The organism is Vibrio sp. 2017_1457_13 (genome assembly GCF_030851525.1).
Taxonomy (GTDB): Bacteria; Pseudomonadota; Gammaproteobacteria; order Enterobacterales; family Vibrionaceae; genus Vibrio; species Vibrio metschnikovii.
On sequence record NZ_VHTA01000007.1, the window covers coordinates 179,897 to 197,978 of the forward strand.

15 protein-coding genes and 1 pseudogene are annotated in these 18,082 nt (G+C 44.7%); 8 read left to right on the forward strand and 8 right to left on the reverse strand.

Annotation, left to right across the window (positions count from 1 at the left end):
• The gene (syd, locus tag FKN88_RS11830) at positions 1–546 is read right to left on the reverse strand and encodes a SecY-interacting protein (RefSeq protein ID WP_154168784.1); all 546 of its coding nucleotides are present in this window, start codon (positions 544–546) and stop codon (positions 1–3) included.
• Between the two features lie 96 nt (positions 547–642).
• Here syd and queF point away from each other — a divergent pair, with 96 nt between their 5' ends.
• The 5 genes and pseudogenes from queF (at position 643) to xni (ending at position 7,705) form a co-directional block, all read left to right on the forward strand.
• Entirely contained in the window at positions 643–1,488 is an 846-nt protein-coding gene (gene queF, locus FKN88_RS11835) for an NADPH-dependent 7-cyano-7-deazaguanine reductase QueF (RefSeq protein WP_154170686.1), read from the forward strand.
• Between the two features lie 16 nt (positions 1,489–1,504).
• Positions 1,505–3,772 carry a lipopolysaccharide assembly protein LapB gene (locus FKN88_RS11840; protein WP_154168786.1) on the forward strand — a complete coding sequence of 756 codons (2,268 nt, stop codon included), beginning with the start codon at positions 1,505–1,507 and terminating at the stop codon, positions 3,770–3,772.
• 125 nt (positions 3,773–3,897) lie between these two features.
• Positions 3,898–5,214 (forward strand): annotated as a pseudogene (locus FKN88_RS11845) (diguanylate cyclase domain-containing protein); the annotation flags it as partial.
• Between the two features lie 282 nt (positions 5,215–5,496).
• Complete coding sequence (gene ppnN, locus FKN88_RS11850; RefSeq protein WP_072668673.1) at positions 5,497–6,855, forward strand: nucleotide 5'-monophosphate nucleosidase PpnN; 1,359 nt, start codon at positions 5,497–5,499, stop codon at positions 6,853–6,855.
• 76 nt (positions 6,856–6,931) lie between these two features.
• Positions 6,932–7,705 carry a flap endonuclease Xni gene (xni, locus tag FKN88_RS11855; RefSeq protein ID WP_154168788.1) on the forward strand — a complete coding sequence of 258 codons (774 nt, stop codon included), beginning with the start codon at positions 6,932–6,934 and terminating at the stop codon, positions 7,703–7,705.
• A gap of 32 nt (positions 7,706–7,737) precedes the next feature.
• Here xni and rlmM read toward each other — a convergent pair whose 3' ends face one another.
• The 7 genes from rlmM to pomA form a co-directional block, all read right to left on the reverse strand.
• Positions 7,738–8,829 (reverse strand): 23S rRNA (cytidine(2498)-2'-O)-methyltransferase RlmM, encoded by a 1,092-nt coding sequence (rlmM, locus tag FKN88_RS11860; protein ID WP_154168790.1) that lies wholly within the window; start codon positions 8,827–8,829, stop codon positions 7,738–7,740.
• A complete protein-coding gene (locus FKN88_RS11865; RefSeq protein ID WP_154170687.1) occupies positions 8,826–9,230 on the reverse strand; it encodes a DUF423 domain-containing protein in 405 nt (134 codons plus the stop codon). The genes rlmM and FKN88_RS11865 overlap by 4 nt, the downstream gene beginning before the upstream one ends.
• Positions 9,220–9,882 carry an alpha/beta fold hydrolase gene (locus FKN88_RS11870; protein ID WP_306687646.1) on the reverse strand — a complete coding sequence of 221 codons (663 nt, stop codon included), beginning with the start codon at positions 9,880–9,882 and terminating at the stop codon, positions 9,220–9,222. Before FKN88_RS11870 ends, FKN88_RS11865 begins: the two co-directional genes overlap by 11 nt.
• On the reverse strand, positions 9,857–10,783 hold the full coding sequence (locus FKN88_RS11875) for a transcriptional regulator GcvA (protein ID WP_154168794.1): 927 nt from the start codon (positions 10,781–10,783) through the stop codon (positions 9,857–9,859). Before FKN88_RS11875 ends, FKN88_RS11870 begins: the two co-directional genes overlap by 26 nt.
• A gap of 420 nt (positions 10,784–11,203) precedes the next feature.
• Entirely contained in the window at positions 11,204–12,652 is a 1,449-nt protein-coding gene (thiI, locus tag FKN88_RS11880; protein WP_306687647.1) for a tRNA uracil 4-sulfurtransferase ThiI, read from the reverse strand.
• 237 nt (positions 12,653–12,889) lie between these two features.
• Positions 12,890–13,834 (reverse strand): flagellar motor protein MotB, encoded by a 945-nt coding sequence (locus FKN88_RS11885; RefSeq protein ID WP_306687648.1) that lies wholly within the window; start codon positions 13,832–13,834, stop codon positions 12,890–12,892.
• A gap of 12 nt (positions 13,835–13,846) precedes the next feature.
• Positions 13,847–14,611 carry a flagellar motor protein PomA gene (gene pomA / locus FKN88_RS11890; RefSeq protein ID WP_004395752.1) on the reverse strand — a complete coding sequence of 255 codons (765 nt, stop codon included), beginning with the start codon at positions 14,609–14,611 and terminating at the stop codon, positions 13,847–13,849.
• 415 nt (positions 14,612–15,026) lie between these two features.
• On the opposite strand from pomA, the gene xseB reads away from it, so the two are divergent.
• Genes xseB through dxs form a run of 3 tightly spaced genes read left to right on the forward strand, consistent with a single transcriptional unit; the run spans position 15,027 to position 18,061 of the window.
• A complete protein-coding gene (gene xseB, locus FKN88_RS11895) occupies positions 15,027–15,269 on the forward strand; it encodes an exodeoxyribonuclease VII small subunit (protein WP_004395753.1) in 243 nt (80 codons plus the stop codon).
• Between the two features lie 21 nt (positions 15,270–15,290).
• On the forward strand, positions 15,291–16,175 hold the full coding sequence (ispA, locus tag FKN88_RS11900) for a (2E,6E)-farnesyl diphosphate synthase (RefSeq protein ID WP_154168798.1): 885 nt from the start codon (positions 15,291–15,293) through the stop codon (positions 16,173–16,175).
• Between the two features lie 20 nt (positions 16,176–16,195).
• On the forward strand, positions 16,196–18,061 hold the full coding sequence (gene dxs / locus FKN88_RS11905; RefSeq protein ID WP_306687649.1) for a 1-deoxy-D-xylulose-5-phosphate synthase: 1,866 nt from the start codon (positions 16,196–16,198) through the stop codon (positions 18,059–18,061).
• Positions 18,062–18,082: the final 21 nt, after the last annotated feature.

Consider the following 18,082-nt stretch of genomic DNA (forward strand, 5'->3'; position numbering starts at 1 on the left):
CTACACCGCTGGCTCAAGTTGGTTTAAAAAATCCGCCACATCGGCGCACAAGACTTCCCGCTCGTCGGTACCTAACGTTTCTCTAATCACATTCCCAGTGAGATTACAAATCGACACCACCGCCATTTCATCGTCTGTGGTCGCAATAAAAATGGTGGGCTTTTGTTTTAAACGCCTTTGCATCACCAAATGGCCAAGAATATTTTCCTGTAAACGAAGATAATCGTCATCACTCCAGACTTGCAATAACGTCAGCGAGTGACCGCGCCAGGTTGCCGGTAAATCGCCACTGTATTGGCTGCCATAAAAAGGCGCAATATCACTATGTAAACTCAGCTCAATTCCCTGCTCCACCGCCTGTAAATCAGCACTCTGAGCACGTTCCACCGGCTGCCAATAAACGCTATTGTTACTTTGCTGCTCAATGCAAGGGGAAGGCATATGGCTTAACTCATCGCTACTAGGCAGATGATGATGTCTCTGTTGATAAGCTTGAAGATAACGTTGCGAGAAATCACGCAACGCGGCGGCGACCAAATGAGCCATAGGGTTCTCCATAACGAAACTGACGACAAACGCTAATGACAGCGTGAGCAGTATTGCGTAAAATTCTGATTATTCTAATCGATTTGATGATAAATGATGAGCAAATATTCTGATGCCAAAGAGCTATCTGGCTTAACTCTTGGCAAAGCCACTGCCTATGCCAGCCAATATGACCCAAGTTTGTTGCAGCCAGTGCCACGTAGCCTCAACCGCAACGATCTCGACCTTGGTGAGACACTCCCCTTTCAAGGCTGTGACATTTGGACTTTATATGAACTCTCTTGGTTAAACAGTAAAGGGCTACCACAAGTGGCGATTGGTGAAGTGCGCATTCCAGCCACCAGCGCTAACTTAATTGAGTCTAAATCGTTCAAACTGTACTTAAACAGCTTCAATCAATCTCGTTTTCAAGACTGGCAAACGGTACAAACTCACTTGATAAACGATCTGTCGGCGTGCGCTGGTGAAAGCGTTGCAGTGCAGTTATTCCCACTTGCTCACTATACCAATCAACCGATTGTTTCGATGCAAGGTGAATGTATTGATCAGCAAGATATTGAAATCGATCACTATCAGTTTGATGCTACCTTATTGGAACAAGCGACGGAAGCTGAAATCGTCACCGAAACTCTGCACAGCCACTTACTCAAATCAAACTGCTTGATCACCAATCAACCGGATTGGGGCAGTGTTGAAATCACCTATCACGGGCCGAAAATACAACGCGAAGCATTATTGCGTTATATTGTCTCATTCCGTGAGCATAATGAATTTCATGAGCAATGCGTTGAGCGAATTTTCCATGATTTGTGTCGTTACTGCCAGCCTAAACAGCTCACTGTATTGGCGCGTTACACACGTCGAGGCGGCTTAGACATCAATCCATTCCGCTCAACCGAACGACCTTCACCTGAGCATAATTTGCGCATGGCTCGCCAATAAAAGGACGCCCATTATAATGCCCTCTTTCCGCTGGATACCTTACGTTTGCCTACTCCTTCTGAGCATTTCTCCTTGGGTAAAAGCCGCCGTCTACGCTTTGCCGCAACTTAACGAAGCACACGGTTTATTGGAGATTTCTCCCATTCAGGCCAAAAATCTCGTCGAAGAGTATTTAGAGCAGCGTAAGCTGGCGGATAAAACCGAAAAAACACCGTCCAATATTAGTCGAGATGAAACCGATAGCCGCATTCGAACGCCAAGCAGTACCATTGATGCGCTAAAAATTTTAGCCACTGCTGAGTTTATCTTGGGTAATACACAAACGGCGTTTGATACGCTCGATGAAGCCAAACAGCTCGCGCAAGAGCATGATCTTCCTTATTTGGCGTTAGAGCTAGATATTATGACGATTCGTTTACAGTGGCGACACAATCACGATGCCGATGCCGCTCGTCAACAACTGCGCGAGATCACCAATCAGCACCCTCTCTTGCTCGAAGAACATCGCCTCTCTAAGCAGATTGATTACCATATCACCATGCTCAGCGCAGAAATTGCGTCACAAAATAACGAGCTAACTTTAGCTAATCAACTGTTTGCAGAAGCAAAACCTTATCTTGAATCATTGCAAGCCAAAAAACCCTTGATTGAATATCACGTGATCGTCGGAAAACATTATCTACACCATAAACTCTACAATTTAGCCTTATCTGAACTACTCACGGCTTATTGGGGGGCGATAGAAACCAATGCTAGCGCAGAATTAGCAAAAACCAATAATCTATTAGCGCAGTTGTTTTATGAACGTCGGGTACTGGATAAAGCTTTAGTTCATCTCTCTCAAGCCGCCGAGTTTTATGGTAACTATGAAAAATCGCCGATCCTTGTTTCTGTGCTTAAACGGATGGGGGATGTTTATTTTCAACAAGGTAAGTACAATTTAGCCTTGGTGCATTATTTTAATGTTATCGATCATGAAAGTAGTGAACTCAATCTAGCCAGTGTGATTGATGTTCGGTTAAGTTTATCCGCGACTTATCGGCAGCTCTATAACTATACGCTAGCCGAACAATATCTCAGCGTGGCGAAGGAACTCCTTCAATACACACCAAACCTACGCTTGCAAGCGCGAGCCGCCTTACTTAGTGCTCAGTTAGCCCTATCTCAGCAAAACAATAAACAAGTGATTGACTACGCCCAAGCGGCAATCAAGTTTAATGAAACGCTACACGACATGGAAATTGAAGAGCAAGCCTATCAACTTCTTTCCTTAGGTTATGAGCAAAAAGAGCAGTATTTACTCGCATTAGAATGGAGTAAAAAAAGCCACCAAATCACTCAACTTCGCCAAGCTCAGCTTAACCAAATTAGTGAAGATGCCTTTCGCCAGCAAAAAGAATTTGTTGAACAAACCCTGCATTTAGTTGGCCAAGAAAAAGCCCTACAAGCGACTCAACGTGAATACAGCAAATTTCAAAAAATCGCTTTTACGCTATTTTTAACCAGCATTGTATTGTTTCTCTACCTGATGCGTCGTGGTTATATTATCCAAAACCAACAAGACGAAATCGATGAGCTGAATAGCCATTTATTCACGCATTCTCGCTCTCGTTTACCCAACCTAAGAATGCTCAATGCGAAGTTACTCTCTTCTCTTCAACGCAGTAGCTATAATTACGAGCAGTGGTTAATTGGTGAATTGATTCATGAACCGTTAAATGATCGTCTGCGCTTCGCGATGATTGATCTCCCTTTCCTGCGCAGTATGTACTTACAACATGGCTATACGGCAGGCGTAGAGCTCGAACATGCTTTTGGGCGTTTTTTAACTGACCATCTTGAGGAGCCAGCCCGGCTCTATCATTTCTCGGATGCAAACTTACTGTACATTGAACCCAATATCGATAGAGATAGGCCACCAGAAGAGCTGTTTAATAAAGTCCAAGACTTAATCAATCAGTTCCAACCAGAGCGGCGTTTAAACCGAACCATTCGCTTAGGAATTGCCGATTATCCTTTTTTACCCAGAGCCTACACCGCCATTAATGATAAAGAATTATTGGATATTTTATTGATGGCTACAGGGGTCGCCAGAGAGCTGAGCCTAAAAGACAACACCAGCCATTGGGTCTATTTTAAGGCGATTGATAACGCCCCTGCGGCCAGTTTCGCCTCAAGTAACATCCGAAAATCGTGTCAACAAGCGATCAATCAAGGACTGATTAAGGTTCACTCATCTTATCGTAATGAAGAGCAGATTAAAAAGTTCTTAAAAGATGGATAAATGCTATGCGGTTAACAGATTGAGCTAATGATCTCCACCAATTATTTGTTATTATCGACAGATTGATAAATAGCGTCTCATCCTTGAGATAGTGTAAATTGGCCATTAAAGACTAGCTCAATTTTCCTGGTTTAGCCGTACTGGAGCGCATGTTGAAATCACAAACGTCGAACGATGAACATCAAACTCACCCTATGGATGTCCGAGTGAAACAGTGTGCAGAGACCCTGTTGTATCTACCGGGATTACCCATCAAACTGAAACGCGATGTTCAGCAATTGTTAAGCACCAATCACACCATCAATCAGCAAGATCAAGCGTTGCGTCTATTACATTTATACCAACGTGCGGTGAAAATTTTTGCTCATAATCCTAATCTCGGGCATCAAGAAGCTCCCCATTACGGCGATAAAGCACTCCTGACTCAGCTCAGTGATGAACTACAGCACCTGATCACCGAGCTGGATTTTGAAGGTGAGGCTGGAGATTTACTGACTGATATCCGCAGCAAGCTGCTGCTTGGGGTTAATAGCCAAGGGTTACTTGAGCTGGCTTTGCAAGTGCTGAAATTAGTCATCGATGGTACTCAATATGAGCGTAAAAACTCGGAGAAATTCCTCGAACAAATCAATAGTTCATTATCGAAAAATCTGCAAAGCACCCGCGTTAATCTTGAGCAAAGCACCCATTATCAACAGCATCGCCAACATATGCATCAAGATCTCCTTCACCTCGTCAACCGCGGCCAGCATGCTTTATCATCTCAAGCCAACGAATCCAATAAGCCTGTAAGTGCGGTATTTAGTGAAATTGAAGCCTTATCCGAGCGTTTGATTCATGCTGAACAACGAGAACAAGTGCTGATTGAACGTATGCAATATACCCAGCACCAAATGGAAACCTTGCTAGAACTGACTCAAGATTATCGCCGTCGATTAGAAGATCAAGCGCAGCGACTACTGCAAGATCCACTGACCAAATTGTATAACCGCACTGCGTTTAATGATCGATTAGAATTAGAGTATCGGCGCTGGATTCGCACGCAGCATAATTTGCGTTTGGTGATTTTAGATATTGATGCTTTTAAAGCGATTAATGAAAGTTTTGGTTATCTTGCTGGGGATAAAGCGTTAAAAGTGATTGCTCGAACCATTCATAAAGAGCTGGAAAAAACCGATACCGCCGCGCGTTTTTCAGGAGAAGAATTCATCTTACTGTTGCCAGAACGCGCCGATAATGAGTGCTATCAGGTTATACAAAAAATACAGCGTAATGTGGCTAGACTGCCTTTTAAATTTCGCGATAAACAGATCACCATCACTCTTAGTGCCGCTTCAACCCACTTTAAAGAAGCCGATACACCAGAAATTGTTCTTGAACGGTTGCATCGTTCCCTGCAGGAGATGAAGCCTTATGGTCCTAATCAACTGGCTTGGAAATAAGCCACTAAACGAACAACATTTAACCATTTTCCGTAAACTTAGTGACTCATTTCACATCTTGCGCCTAGCGATGTTTTCCAAAACCATGGTTACGCACAAGATTAATAAGCCATTTCAAACTGTTGAACCTAAACGAACTAAAATGGCATCCCGATACGACAGAGTGTTCCCCCTAAGTCACCCATGTAAACTCTATCTCCATCAATAACGACTATGATTGAAAGAGTGCATTAATGACATAGGACCAATAGCACTTCTCCCCCGATTGTTAAGGAGGTCAAGATGATCACTCAAGTTAGCCCAGCCGGCAGTATGGATCTACTGTCGCAACTTGAAGTAGAAAGACTCAAAAAAACCGCATCCAGTGATCTCTATCAGCTGTATCGCAATTGTAGTTTGGCAGTACTCAATTCCGGAAGCCATACCGATAACTCCAAAGAAATGCTCGAACAGTACAAAAACTTCGATATCACCGTACTGCGTCGTGAGCGGGGCATTAAACTCGAGCTCACCAATCCACCAGAGCAAGCGTTTGTCGACGGGCAAATCATCAAAGGGATTCAAGAACACCTGTTTGCTGTGCTGCGTGATATTGTTTACGTCAACATGCACTTATCTGAAAATCAAAGACTGAACCTAACCAATGCCAGCCACATCACTAACTTAGTATTCGGTATCTTACGCAATGCAGGCACTTTGGTGACAGGGGTAGAACCCAACCTTGTCGTCTGCTGGGGCGGGCATTCGATCAATGCGACCGAATATCAATATACCCGTGAAGTTGGCCATGAATTAGGGCTAAGAGAGCTCAATATCTGTACCGGATGTGGACCTGGTGCGATGGAAGGGCCAATGAAAGGGGCCGCTATCGGTCATGCTAAACAACGCTATCAGCAACAGCGCTACTTGGGCTTAACTGAGCCATCGATCATTGCTGCCGAGCCACCAAACCCGATCGTCAATCAATTAGTGATTATGCCTGATATCGAAAAGCGCCTTGAAGCTTTTGCCCGAATGGCACACGGAATCATTATTTTCCCTGGAGGTCCAGGAACCGCAGAAGAGCTGCTGTATATTCTCGGGATCATGATGCATCCTGATAATGCAGACCAACCAATGCCAATTGTATTGACGGGTCCAAAAGAGAGCGAAGCGTATTTCCGCTCAATCGATCAATTTATTGGTAGTACGCTGGGTGAAGAAGCCCGCAAACACTACACGATTGTGATTGATGATCCGGTTCAAGCGGCAAGAATTATGAAAGATGCCATGCCACTGGTTCGTCAGCATCGAAAAGATCACGACGATGCGTACAGTTATAACTGGTCATTAAAAATTGAACCGGAATTCCAACTGCCCTTTGATCCGACTCATGACAGCATGGCGAGCTTGGATTTACATCTTAATCAACGCCCAGAGGTGCTCGCTTCCAACTTACGCAAAGCTTTTTCTGGGATTGTTGCTGGTAATGTCAAAGCGGAAGGGATCCGCGAGATTGAGCGCAAAGGTCCGTTTACTCTGCATGGTGAACCAGCATTAATGAAAAAAATGGACCGATTACTCAACGACTTTGTCAATCAACACCGGATGAAGCTTCCTGGCTCAACCGCTTATGTGCCTTGCTATCGAATTAGCTCCTAGTGGCGCTCAGCAAGGATAGTAATCTGCTTTAATTTCATTACAATAAGGGCCTAACAGCCCTTATTTTTTGGTGATTATGTCTATTCATCTTGTGATTATTGATGCGTTAAACCTGATCCGCAGAGTGCATTCCGCTCAACCCGATGAAAGCGATATCGCCCGCACCGCTAATACCACCTGCCGCACCTTACAGCGTATTATTAATGAATCCGCTCCGACTCACATGATTGCGGTGTTTGATCATGCGTTGCAAGATCGTGGCTGGCGTGCCGAACTATTGCCAAGCTATAAACAAGGACGTAAGCCGATGCCCACTAGCCTACATAATGGCTTGGAGCAAATTCAACAAGCATGGTGGGAACTGGGTATCGATTCACTGCTTTCAGAAGGTGATGAAGCGGATGATTTAGTCGCAACCCTTGCCTGTAAAGTGGCCAGCCATGGTGAAAAAGTAACGATCATTTCCACTGATAAAGGCTATTGTCAGCTGTTGTCTCCGACCTTACAGATTCGTGATTATTTTCAACATCGCTGGCTAGATGCGCCATTTATCGAACAAGAATTTGGGGTAAAACCGAGCCAATTGACCGACTATTGGGGTCTAACGGGCATGAGTTCGAGCCAAGTACCTGGTGTCGCTGGTCTCGGCCCTAAAGCAGCTCAAGCGATCCTCTCTGAATTTACCGATATCGAACACGCTTATGCCAGTGACACCTTAGCCAGTAAATATCGGAAAAAACTCGATCAAGAGATTGAAATAGCAAGGATTTGCAAGCAAGTTGCCACCCTGAAAACTGACATTGAACTCGGTTTTAATTTGCAGGATATCCGTTTTGAGCCCCAAAACTAGGCTCAAAACGAATCAACAAACAACAAACCGATTTAGTAGGGAGAAATGGTCGACAGTGACTGAATATGGACAGTGATCTCTTCTCGATCATGATAGAGATGCTTGGCTTGTAAGCGAAACTTAACTTTATTCTGTTTCAGAAAATCTTTCAGATTCTCAATATCTTGCAATACCTCATCGTAGCGGCCCTTCATCGGTAATTTGAGATTAAAGATCGCCTCTTTAGCCCAACCACTGATGATCCACTCCCCCATCAACTGAGCAACGCGCGCAGGCTTCTCAATCATATCGCAGACAATCCAAGTGACGTTCTTACGCGGAGGTTCAAACTTAAAACCATCTTCCATATGATGTTTAACCTGACCGGTGTCCATTAAGCTTTGTGCCATCATGCCATTATCCACGGCATGAACAAACATCGAACGCTTCACTAACTGATAAGTCCAACCACCAGGGCAAGCACCGAGATCCACCGCCCACATACCCGATGCCAAACGCGTATCCCATTCCGCACGAGGGATAAAGACATGAAAGGCTTCTTCTAATTTTAAGGTCGAGCGACTTGGCGCATCCGCTGGGAATTTTAAACGAGGGATACCCATAAAAAATGGCGAGTTATTATGGCTATACGAATAGCCTAAATAACAGTGTCCAGGAGCGGTAAAACAAACATGCAACACCGGTTTTTTAGTGCTCTCTTTAGCCAATAGTACCCCATGGCTACGCAGCGCTTGACGCAGCGGCACGGTAAATTTACGACAAAACTTAAGCAGTTCTTTTGCTTCGTTAGTGTCTGGTGTTTCAATGCGTAAATCACCACACTGTGGAAATGCTTGTTCCTGTTTAAAATAACTCAAAATCGGTGAGATTCGGTCATCTTTCGGTAACTCAGTAAACTCAGCGGTCACTGCAAACATTTGTCGAGCAAAAATAAGTGTTTGAAAATCAATGTTTTTAATGAGTTTATCGGCATCTTCCGCTTGATAACACTCAAACAACACGTAGCCCGTATTATTTTTAAGGCGAGGAAAACCATACACTTCAAGCTGTGTCGCTTTATCCTGAATTTCACCGGCGCACTCTTTTTCAAAGCCCGCACGACAGTACAGCATGACTTGTTTCACACTCTTACCTCTTTGATATTAATCGCGGCTAGAACGAACATGCACCAGCCTAATAAAAACAGCAGTCCACCAATAGGCGTTACGAAGCCTAACCACGACACTCCGGTCAACGCTAATAGGTAAAGACTACCGCTGAAACAAAAGATGCCGATGATAAAGCAAATCGCCGCACGACCAAAATAATTTCGCGACTTTTCCATTAACGGTAAACCAAGAGCTAAACCGCAAGCAATCATCGCCAGACCGTGCATAAATTGATAATGAGCAGCGGTTTGAAAAATCGTTAAGGCATATTCCGTCAGTTGAGCTTTTAAACCATGAGCGGCAAACGCTCCTAAGGCGACCGAGATACCACAGACGAGCCCACCCACAATCAGTGTCAGTGATTGACTACTTTTCATCATAAACCTCACCAATAAACTGCGCCAAAGATTCAATTGCCCAAGCAAGGTTATCTTCTAAGCGGTAACCCGAAGATTTTCTTGGTGCAAAACTATGATCGCCATCCGGAAGATACTGCACTGAAACCGAACGACTTAGTGGAAACAGTTCGACTTCCGCCTGTGAGCCGAAAGTATCACGCTGCCCTTGTAATATCAGGCATGGCTTGCTCAGTGAGGCTAAATGCTCCCCTTTGTAGCGTTCGGGTTTACCCGGTGGATGAAAAGGAAAACCGAGACAGGCGATAGCGCGGACCTGTGGGTGTTCAGCCAATAAAGACGCCATACGCCCCCCCATCGATTTACCACCAATCACCAGTGGTTGATTGGCAAACTGTTCAATCACTTGCGTGTAAGCTTCGAGTAACTTAGGCGCGCGATCCGGCGGACGACGTTTGCCATCTTGCTGACGTTTAACCATATAAGGAAAATCAAAACGCACCACGCGAATCCCTTTAGCGGCCAAACCCTTGGCAATCGTCTGCATGAATGGATGGGTTTTATCCGCTCCTGCCCCATGGGCAAAAATAAATGTCGCCGCTAAAGTCGATGATTGACCACAGCTCGGTTCATCGATAATCACTGATTCATAAGGGGTTATGGCTTGCGTCATCCAATATTACCTCTTGTTCTTTACGCGCTTTTTTCAACATCCAATCTCGAAAAGTCGCAATTCGTCCCATGTCCGCTTGCTTCTCATGACAAACAACATAAAACGCATTTTTGGTCATCAACACTTCATCAAATGGGGCGACTAAACGTCCAGCATCTAATTCCGGTTGCGCTAATACGTTATTGCCTAACGCCACGCCTTGTCCATGAGCGGCAGCCTGCAACACCATGGTTGAATGACTAAAAATAGGACCTTGATTAACATTCAGCGAATCTAAACCATTTTCTTTAGCAAACTGCTTCCAATCCTTGCGTGACGTATCATGCAATAATGTATGTCGTGCTAAATCACTTAAGGTGACTAAAGGCTTCGGACCGACTAACAACGCAGGTGAGCAAAGCGGGATCAAAAACTCTTGGTACAATTTATCCGCCCGCAGGCCAGGCCAATTACCTCGACCATAGTAAATCGCCACATCAACATCATCGGTGAGTGATCCTTCTTCCATATCTACCGCTTTGATACGCACATCAATGTCAGGTTGTTGCTGATTAAAATCCGCCAGGCGAGGCACCAACCATTGAATAGCAAAACTGGGTGGCAGACTGATGGTCAATGCGCCTTTTTCACTTCGCTCAAGTAATTTGTCAGTAGCTTCCGCCAACGCACTAAAAATATCCTTAATATCGAGAAAATAGCCTTGTCCTTCTTCCGTCAGTAACAATGAACGATTACGGCGACGAAATAACTTAAGGCCAAGGAATTCTTCTAACGCCTTGATTTGGTGGCTAACCGCCGCTTGAGTCACAAATAACTCTTCCGCCGCTCGGGTAAAACTTAAATGACGTGCAGCCGCTTCAAAGACTTTTAATGAATTGAGCGGTGGTAATCTTCTGGACATAGGGACACTCTAAAACCGATTAGTTTTTTTTATGTGAAACATTATAAATTGTCCGTTGCTAACCAGCCAGAGAAAATCTATATTGCACCCCGTAACGCAAGCCTGAACGGCTTGATTCTTTTTGAATCAATTGGTTTGCTGTTGCGATGTTGTGTTTGCAAACTCGTTTTTCGAGTTCGGTAGTTTCTACCACCCTGTTTTGTACAGTTATCCCCTGTAACAAAACAAATACTTCCTGTATTTATTTTTTGACCTGTCTGTCAAATATTTAGCACCGCCTTTTGGCGGTGTTTTTTTATCTATTCGCCACCCACTTCCTACTTGAAGCCGCCGCAGTGTTGACTCCAACTTGTTTGGCTATAATAAAAAGCCCAGTATCATCAACTGGGCAAACGTAGTTTAACAACCGATTAAAGTTAACTAAGGGCGGTAAACCTTAACATTATCAAAACCTTGCTCTTTTAAGTATAAGGCTTGTAAACGACTCATCACACCTCGTTGACAATAGAGCAAATAGGTTTTGGACTGATCAAGATCGCCGAACTTGGTGGCTAACTTATAGAATGGAATGGTCATCACTTCAATACCGTCAAGTTCTAATGGTGCATCATCTTCCTCTTCAGGACTACGAATATCGAGCACGATAGCATGCTCTTGTACTGCATCGACCTGTTCCACTTCCGGTGCTTGCTGCTGACTCTCTTTTTCGATATCACGAATATCCATCAAACGAGCGTCATAAATCACTTTATCTAAGATAGTAAAATCGAGTTTCGCTTCTTGTTCTTCTAATAGAGCTTTGACCGCTTTTACAGTCGGATTTTTAGAAATCACACCACAATATTCTGGCATGGTTTTCGCGAAATCTTCCGTGCCAATATCACGGGCAAGATCCATGATATCGCCTTTATCCCAGTTGATCAGCGGACGAAGAATAAGACGATCGGTCACGCCATCAATATGGCGCAAGTTGGTCAAGGTCTGACTGGAGACTTGGCCAATCGCTTCGCCAGTCACCAACGCCTGAATACCAAACTTCTCTGCGATACGGCCAGCAACCCGCATAAACATACGTTTGAGCACGACGCCCATCTGACCATCGTCAATTTTTTCTAAAATCTCGGCAACAACCGGCTCAAAATCAACAGAGATAAAACGTACCTTAGCTGACGAGCCGTACTTGTTCCATAAATAATGCGCGACTTGCTTAACACCGATTTCATGCGCAGGCCCGCCCAGATTGAAAAAGCAATAATGGACTTTAGAACCGCGTTTAATGTGCAAATAACTCGATACACCAGAATCGTAACCACCCGAAATCAAGCTAAGTACATCCTCTTGCGTTCCAAGTGGAAAACCGCCTAACCCTTTGTAACGAGCAATCACCTGATTGAGTAATTCATCCGTCACTTCAATATGAACAATAATATCAGGACGAGTTAATTTCACTTTTGCTGAAGGAACCGCTTGATTCAGTCCACCACCAATATAACGCTCTAATTCAAGCGATGAAAAATCATGCTTACCACGACGTTTGGCACGTACCGCAAAGGTTTTATTTTCAATCAGTTCACGACTGGTCTCTAACACTTGCAGATAAATGTCATGCATGTCGGTAAACGTCGATTGCTTAACTTGTAATACCTGTTGGATACCCGGCGTAGTGGTTAAAATCTCTAATGTTTGTTGAAAAAACTGATCACTATTGGCACTGACTTCAATATGATCACGGCGGTTAAAAACCGCAACGCCAGTGGTCCGCTTTTTAATAATATTGCGAATATTCGATTCAAGAATCTTGGTAAAACGCTTACGTACTGATTCACTTTTAACAAAAATTTCTGGATGGGGTTTAACAATAAATTTCATGGGGCTATTCGCAAATTAGGTTCAAAACAAACATTGAGCTTCATGCTAAGCAGTGACGCTCAGGATAGAGATCAGCAAAGGGGCAGGATTATACACGATCTACTCAATTAGGAAAATCATCATAAAAGGCAAGGTTTATGACGACTCTTCGCTTAAAAGCGAATGGCATGATAAGTGGGGAGATTTGGGTTCTAGGTTCTAGGTTCTGGGATCGAGAACCTAGAACGACGATTGATACTATTGTAGTGAAGGGATCTCCTCACTTAACAGCGGTTTTCCTTGCATGATACCGATCTCGACTCGTCGATTACGAGAGCGTTGCGCTTCGGTATCGTTCGGGCCAACCGGCGCGGTATCAGCCAATCCTCTGACTTCTAAACGTCGGTGGTCAAAACCGGTCACTCTTTCCATTTCTTGCGCAACCGACACTGCTCGCTGCGCTGAAAGATCCCAATTTGAGCGATAAAGCTCAGAATCTAATCGTTGATTATCAGTATGCCCAGTCACCTGAACAATACCGGGAACGTCTTTGACTAATTCGGCAATCTGCCGAACCAAGGGTCGAAATTGAGGTTGTAAAAAGGCGGAACCTTCAGGAAAAGCCCCCCGCTCACGAATACGGATCAGAATTTGCTGGCCTAAGTTTTCCACCTCAACGGCCCCTTGCTCAATTTCTCGATCTAAGGCTTTTTTGATGTTCTCTAAAACAATTTCCATCTCTTCAGAGAGGGCTTCAGATTGCTCTTGCTCCTGCTCAGCGTCTTCATTCTCTTGACTATCTTCAGTCGAGGTTTCAGGAGACTCTCCGCCCGTTAGCTGACCATCATCGCGCTGATTACCACCAGCTCGATCGGAATCACCTTCATGAAATTCTAACGTTTGCTGAGTAATATCAATTGTTTGCTGCATGATCACGTCAATAGGAGTCGGCTCAGGACGACCTGGACGAAACTCTTGAGCAATCACACTGGTCCCTTTAGGTATATCTTTGACTTCTAAACGGTTTTGTACCCCAAACGCAAACTTCATCGAACCCGCGATCTGTTTGAATTTAAGAACGTCCATCTCTGAAAAAGACAGCAGCAGTACAAAAAAGCACATCAACAATGCCATCAAATCGGCAAAGGTTCCCATATAGGCAGGCAGGCCCGGCGGTGGGCATTTGCGTTTTAGATCCTCCATGATGGCCCCCCGCTATTCATTATCGACATCAAGTACTCGCTTACCTTCATTAAGATAATTTTTCAAATAGCCATCGATCACTCGCGGGTTTTGTCCATCTTGAATCGCTAAGACACCATCCATAATTAAACGACGATTTAAGGTTTCTTGTCCTCGGCGTAACGCCAATTTATCGGCAATAGGGAAGAAGATCATGTTTGCCATGATCGCCCCATACAACGTCGTCAATAACGCCACCGCCATTGCTGGGCCGATAGCTTTCGGGTCATCCATATTTGATAACATGGCCACTAAGCCTATCAACGTACCGATCATCCCCATCGCAGGGGCTACATCACCAAAGGCACGAAAAACACCCGTCCCTAATTCATGGCGCTCATCGGTTAAAACGATGTCTTTTTGTAATGCGGTGCGAACGACATCAGCATCGTGCCCATCAACCAATAAATCGATGCCTTTTTGCATAAATGAATTAGAGATTTCCATCTCTTCTAACGCTAAGAAACCACCTTTACGCGCTGCATCGGCCATCTCAACGATTTTGGCAATTAAGTCTTCAGGCTCTTCCGCTTTAAACATAAACGCTTTAGCGGCAATTTTGGCCGCACCAAAAAACTGCCCCATGGTAAATTTGACTAACACAACGAAGGTTGAACCACCGACGACGATCAGAACCGATGTGACATCGACAAACATCACAAGGCTACCACCAACGACCATTGCCATCAAAACGAAAGCCAGACCACCAATTAGGCCTACTAGCGTTGCTAAATCCACGAAGCGCTCCTCATGCTTGTCATCTGCATTATTGAGATTACTCTTCTTATCGGCACAAGAGCAAAATCTTTAACTTATATTATGGTTAAGTTTATACGCAAAACCCACTATCCCCAAGTGCCGCTCTTTGACTCGTTATCGCAAAAAAACATTTTGCTTTCAATAAACTTCAGATTATTAGCGCAGCATAAGTGACCTTATCACTGAGTTAAACAACGCTACAGCAGCAACACGTTCCCCTGAGGTCTTGACCATCATAGCCCTCCTAAAATTAATGGTTATGTTTGACTATTTTTAGATAAGCTTAGCGGTCTGATAAAAAAGCGCCTTATTTATAACAAATTTGCTTGGTTAAATTTGACCATCTGTACGCCCTAAGGTAACTTTCGTGCATCTTTTTTGAGGCAAAATGATTATGGCGAGCAAAAAACCGGAGAATATGTCCTTCGAAGCGACAATCGAAGAGCTAGATAACTTAGTTGAACAATTAGAAAGCGGCGATATTGCACTCGATGAAGCATTAAAAAAATTTGAACGGGGTATCGCCTTAGCTCGCAGCGGGCAAGCCAAACTCGATGAAGCCGAACAACGAGTGCGCATTCTTCTTGATAACTCGGACGATGCACCGTTAGCTGAATTCACCGCTGTTCCCGAATAACCAGAGAGTAATACAGATCCTATGATTGAGGCGCTTTCCTCTTTTCAACAGAGAAATAATCAGCAACTAGACGAGTGGTTACATCGTTTACCTTATCAGCATCTTCCTATGATTGAAGCTATGCGTTACGGTTTATTGCTTGGTGGTAAACGAGCTCGCCCTTACTTGGTCTACATCACCGGACAAATGCTCGGCTGCCAACTGACTGATCTCGACACTCCAGCTTGCGCTGTCGAGTGTGTCCACGCTTATTCATTGATTCATGATGATTTGCCCGCCATGGACGACGACGACTTACGTCGTGGAAAACCAACCTGTCATATTAAATTTGATGAAGCAACGGCGATTTTAACCGGGGATGCTCTGCAAACTCTGGCGTTTACTATTTTGGCAGAAGGTCAACTCTCCACTCATGGTGAAACGAATCGGATCAAAATGATTCAAGCTTTAGCCGAAGCGTCTGGTGCTCAAGGAATGTGTTTAGGTCAAGCGTTAGATCTGGCCGCGGAAAATCGTCGTATAACATTAGACGAATTAGAAACCATTCATCACAATAAAACCGGTGCACTGATGCGTTGTGCCATCCGATTGGGTGCCATGGCTGCAGGCCAAAAGGGCTTGGCTATTTTGCCGCAACTGGATCGCTATGCGGCAGCGGTAGGCCTCGCCTTTCAAGTACAAGATGATATTTTAGACATCATCAGCGATACTGAAACATTAGGTAAACCGCAAGGTTCAGACCAACAACTGCATAAAAGCACTTATCCAGCCCTACTCGGCTTAGAAGGTGCCATGAATAAAGCTCAAGTTCTGCTTGCAGAAGCGCTCGAAGCATTACAAGCGATTCCGTATAATACTGAGCATCTCGAAGAGTTCGCCCGATACGTCATCGAGCGCAAAAACTAACACGATAAGCGCGCATAACTATGACTCTTGATATTTCGAAATATCCAACACTGGCCCTAGCAAATACCCCAGACGAACTGCGTAGCATGCCCAAAGAAATGCTACCTAAGCTTTGTGATGAGTTACGTACCTATTTACTGAATTCCGTCAGTCGCTCTAGCGGTCACTTGGCCTCTGGATTAGGCACGGTAGAACTAACCGTCGCTTTGCATTACGTCTACCAAACCCCTTTTGATAAACTGATTTGGGATGTCGGCCATCAAGCTTACCCTCACAAAATCCTCACTGGCCGCCGCGAGCAGATGTCGACCATTCGTCAAAAAGATGGACTGCATCCTTTTCCTTGGCGAGAAGAGAGCGAGTATGACACCCTCTCTGTTGGCCACTCATCAACCTCAATCAGTGCTGCGCTCGGCGTCGCTATTTGCGCCGCGAAAGAAGCCAAAGGACGTAAAGTCGTCAGTGTGATTGGTGATGGTGCCATCACCGCGGGAATGGCATTTGAAGCCATGAACCACGCAGGCGATGTCGACAGCGATATGCTGGTTATCTTAAATGATAATGAAATGTCGATTTCAGAAAATGTCGGCGCACTCAATAACCATTTGGCGCAATTACTGTCTGGCAGTTTATACACTTCGATACGTGAAGGCGGCAAAAAAGTTTTATCGGGCATTCCACCGATTAAAGAGCTGGTACGTCGTACCGAAGAGCATTTAAAAGGTATGGTCGTACCGGGGACGCTATTTGAAGAGTTTGGCTTTAATTATATCGGTCCGATTGACGGCCATGATGTGTTAGAACTGATTAAAACCATCAAAAACATGCGTGAACTCAAAGGCCCGCAATTTTTGCATGTCATGACCAAAAAAGGTAAGGGCTACGCTCCAGCAGAGAAAGATCCGATTGGTTATCATGCGGTACCCAAATTTGATTTAAACCATACCAGCCTATCAAAGAGTGCTGAAAGTAAGCCTACGTACTCAAAAATCTTCGGTGATTTTTTATGTGATATGGCCGCGCAAGATCCTAAATTAATGGCCATCACCCCTGCAATGCGTGAAGGTTCGGGGATGGTGCGTTTCTCCAAAGAGTACCCTAGTCAGTATTTTGATGTCGCGATTGCAGAGCAACATGCGGTAACACTGGCTACCGGTATGGCGATCGGTGGCTACCATCCGATTGTGGCCATTTACTCTACCTTTTTACAGCGCGGTTATGATCAATTGATCCATGATGTCGCGATCATGAATCTACCCGTGATGTTTGCCATTGACCGCGCGGGACTAGTGGGTGCCGATGGTCAAACTCATCAAGGGGCATTTGATTTAAGTTTCTTACGTTGTATTCCCAATTTATTGATCATGGCTCCGGCAGATGAAAATGAATGTCGGCAAATGCTCTATACCGGGCATCGGCATCAAGGTCCAAGTGCAGTGCGTTATCCTCGTGGTACCGGCATGGGCGTGCAGATTGAAACCGATTTTACCCCACTGACGATTGGTAAAGGTCGTCTGATCCGTCAAGGTGAAAAAGTGGCGATCCTCAGTTTTGGCACTCTACTACCGAACGCTTTACAAGCGGCCGAAGCCCTTAATGCCACCGTCGCGGATATGCGCTTTGTGAAACCGCTGGATGAAGCATTGATCACTGAGTTAGCCAATAGCCATGACGTACTGGTCACTTTGGAAGAAAACGTTATTGCTGGCGGTGCTGGCGCGGCTGTGGCTGAGTATTTGATGGCGCAAAAACTCCTCAAACCGACCTTAAATCTTGGCTTGCCGGATCAATTTATTGCTCAAGGGACGCAAGAAGAGATGCATGCTGAATTAGGTTTAGATGGCGCAGGCATTGAAGCTGCGATTCGTGATTACTTAGCTAAGTAATCAAAGAGAAAAGAAAAGCCT

Excerpts from the sequence above, each read along its gene's own strand:
- syd (WP_154168784.1), bottom strand. The coding sequence starts at position 546 with ATGGCTCATTTGGTCGCCGCCGCGTTGCGTGATTTCTCGCAACGTTAT.
- queF (WP_154170686.1), top strand. The coding sequence starts at position 643 with ATGAGCAAATATTCTGATGCCAAAGAGCTATCTGGCTTAACTCTTGGC.
- FKN88_RS11840 (WP_154168786.1), top strand. The coding sequence starts at position 1,505 with ATGCCCTCTTTCCGCTGGATACCTTACGTTTGCCTACTCCTTCTGAGC.
- ppnN (WP_072668673.1), top strand. The coding sequence starts at position 5,497 with ATGATCACTCAAGTTAGCCCAGCCGGCAGTATGGATCTACTGTCGCAA.
- xni (WP_154168788.1), top strand. The coding sequence starts at position 6,932 with ATGTCTATTCATCTTGTGATTATTGATGCGTTAAACCTGATCCGCAGA.
- FKN88_RS11865 (WP_154170687.1), bottom strand. The coding sequence starts at position 9,230 with ATGAAAAGTAGTCAATCACTGACACTGATTGTGGGTGGGCTCGTCTGT.
- FKN88_RS11870 (WP_306687646.1), bottom strand. The coding sequence starts at position 9,882 with ATGACGCAAGCCATAACCCCTTATGAATCAGTGATTATCGATGAACCG.
- FKN88_RS11875 (WP_154168794.1), bottom strand. The coding sequence starts at position 10,783 with ATGTCCAGAAGATTACCACCGCTCAATTCATTAAAAGTCTTTGAAGCG.
- thiI (WP_306687647.1), bottom strand. The coding sequence starts at position 12,652 with ATGAAATTTATTGTTAAACCCCATCCAGAAATTTTTGTTAAAAGTGAA.
- FKN88_RS11885 (WP_306687648.1), bottom strand. The coding sequence starts at position 13,834 with ATGGAGGATCTAAAACGCAAATGCCCACCGCCGGGCCTGCCTGCCTAT.
- xseB (WP_004395753.1), top strand. The coding sequence starts at position 15,027 with ATGGCGAGCAAAAAACCGGAGAATATGTCCTTCGAAGCGACAATCGAA.
- ispA (WP_154168798.1), top strand. The coding sequence starts at position 15,291 with ATGATTGAGGCGCTTTCCTCTTTTCAACAGAGAAATAATCAGCAACTA.
- dxs (WP_306687649.1), top strand. The coding sequence starts at position 16,196 with ATGACTCTTGATATTTCGAAATATCCAACACTGGCCCTAGCAAATACC.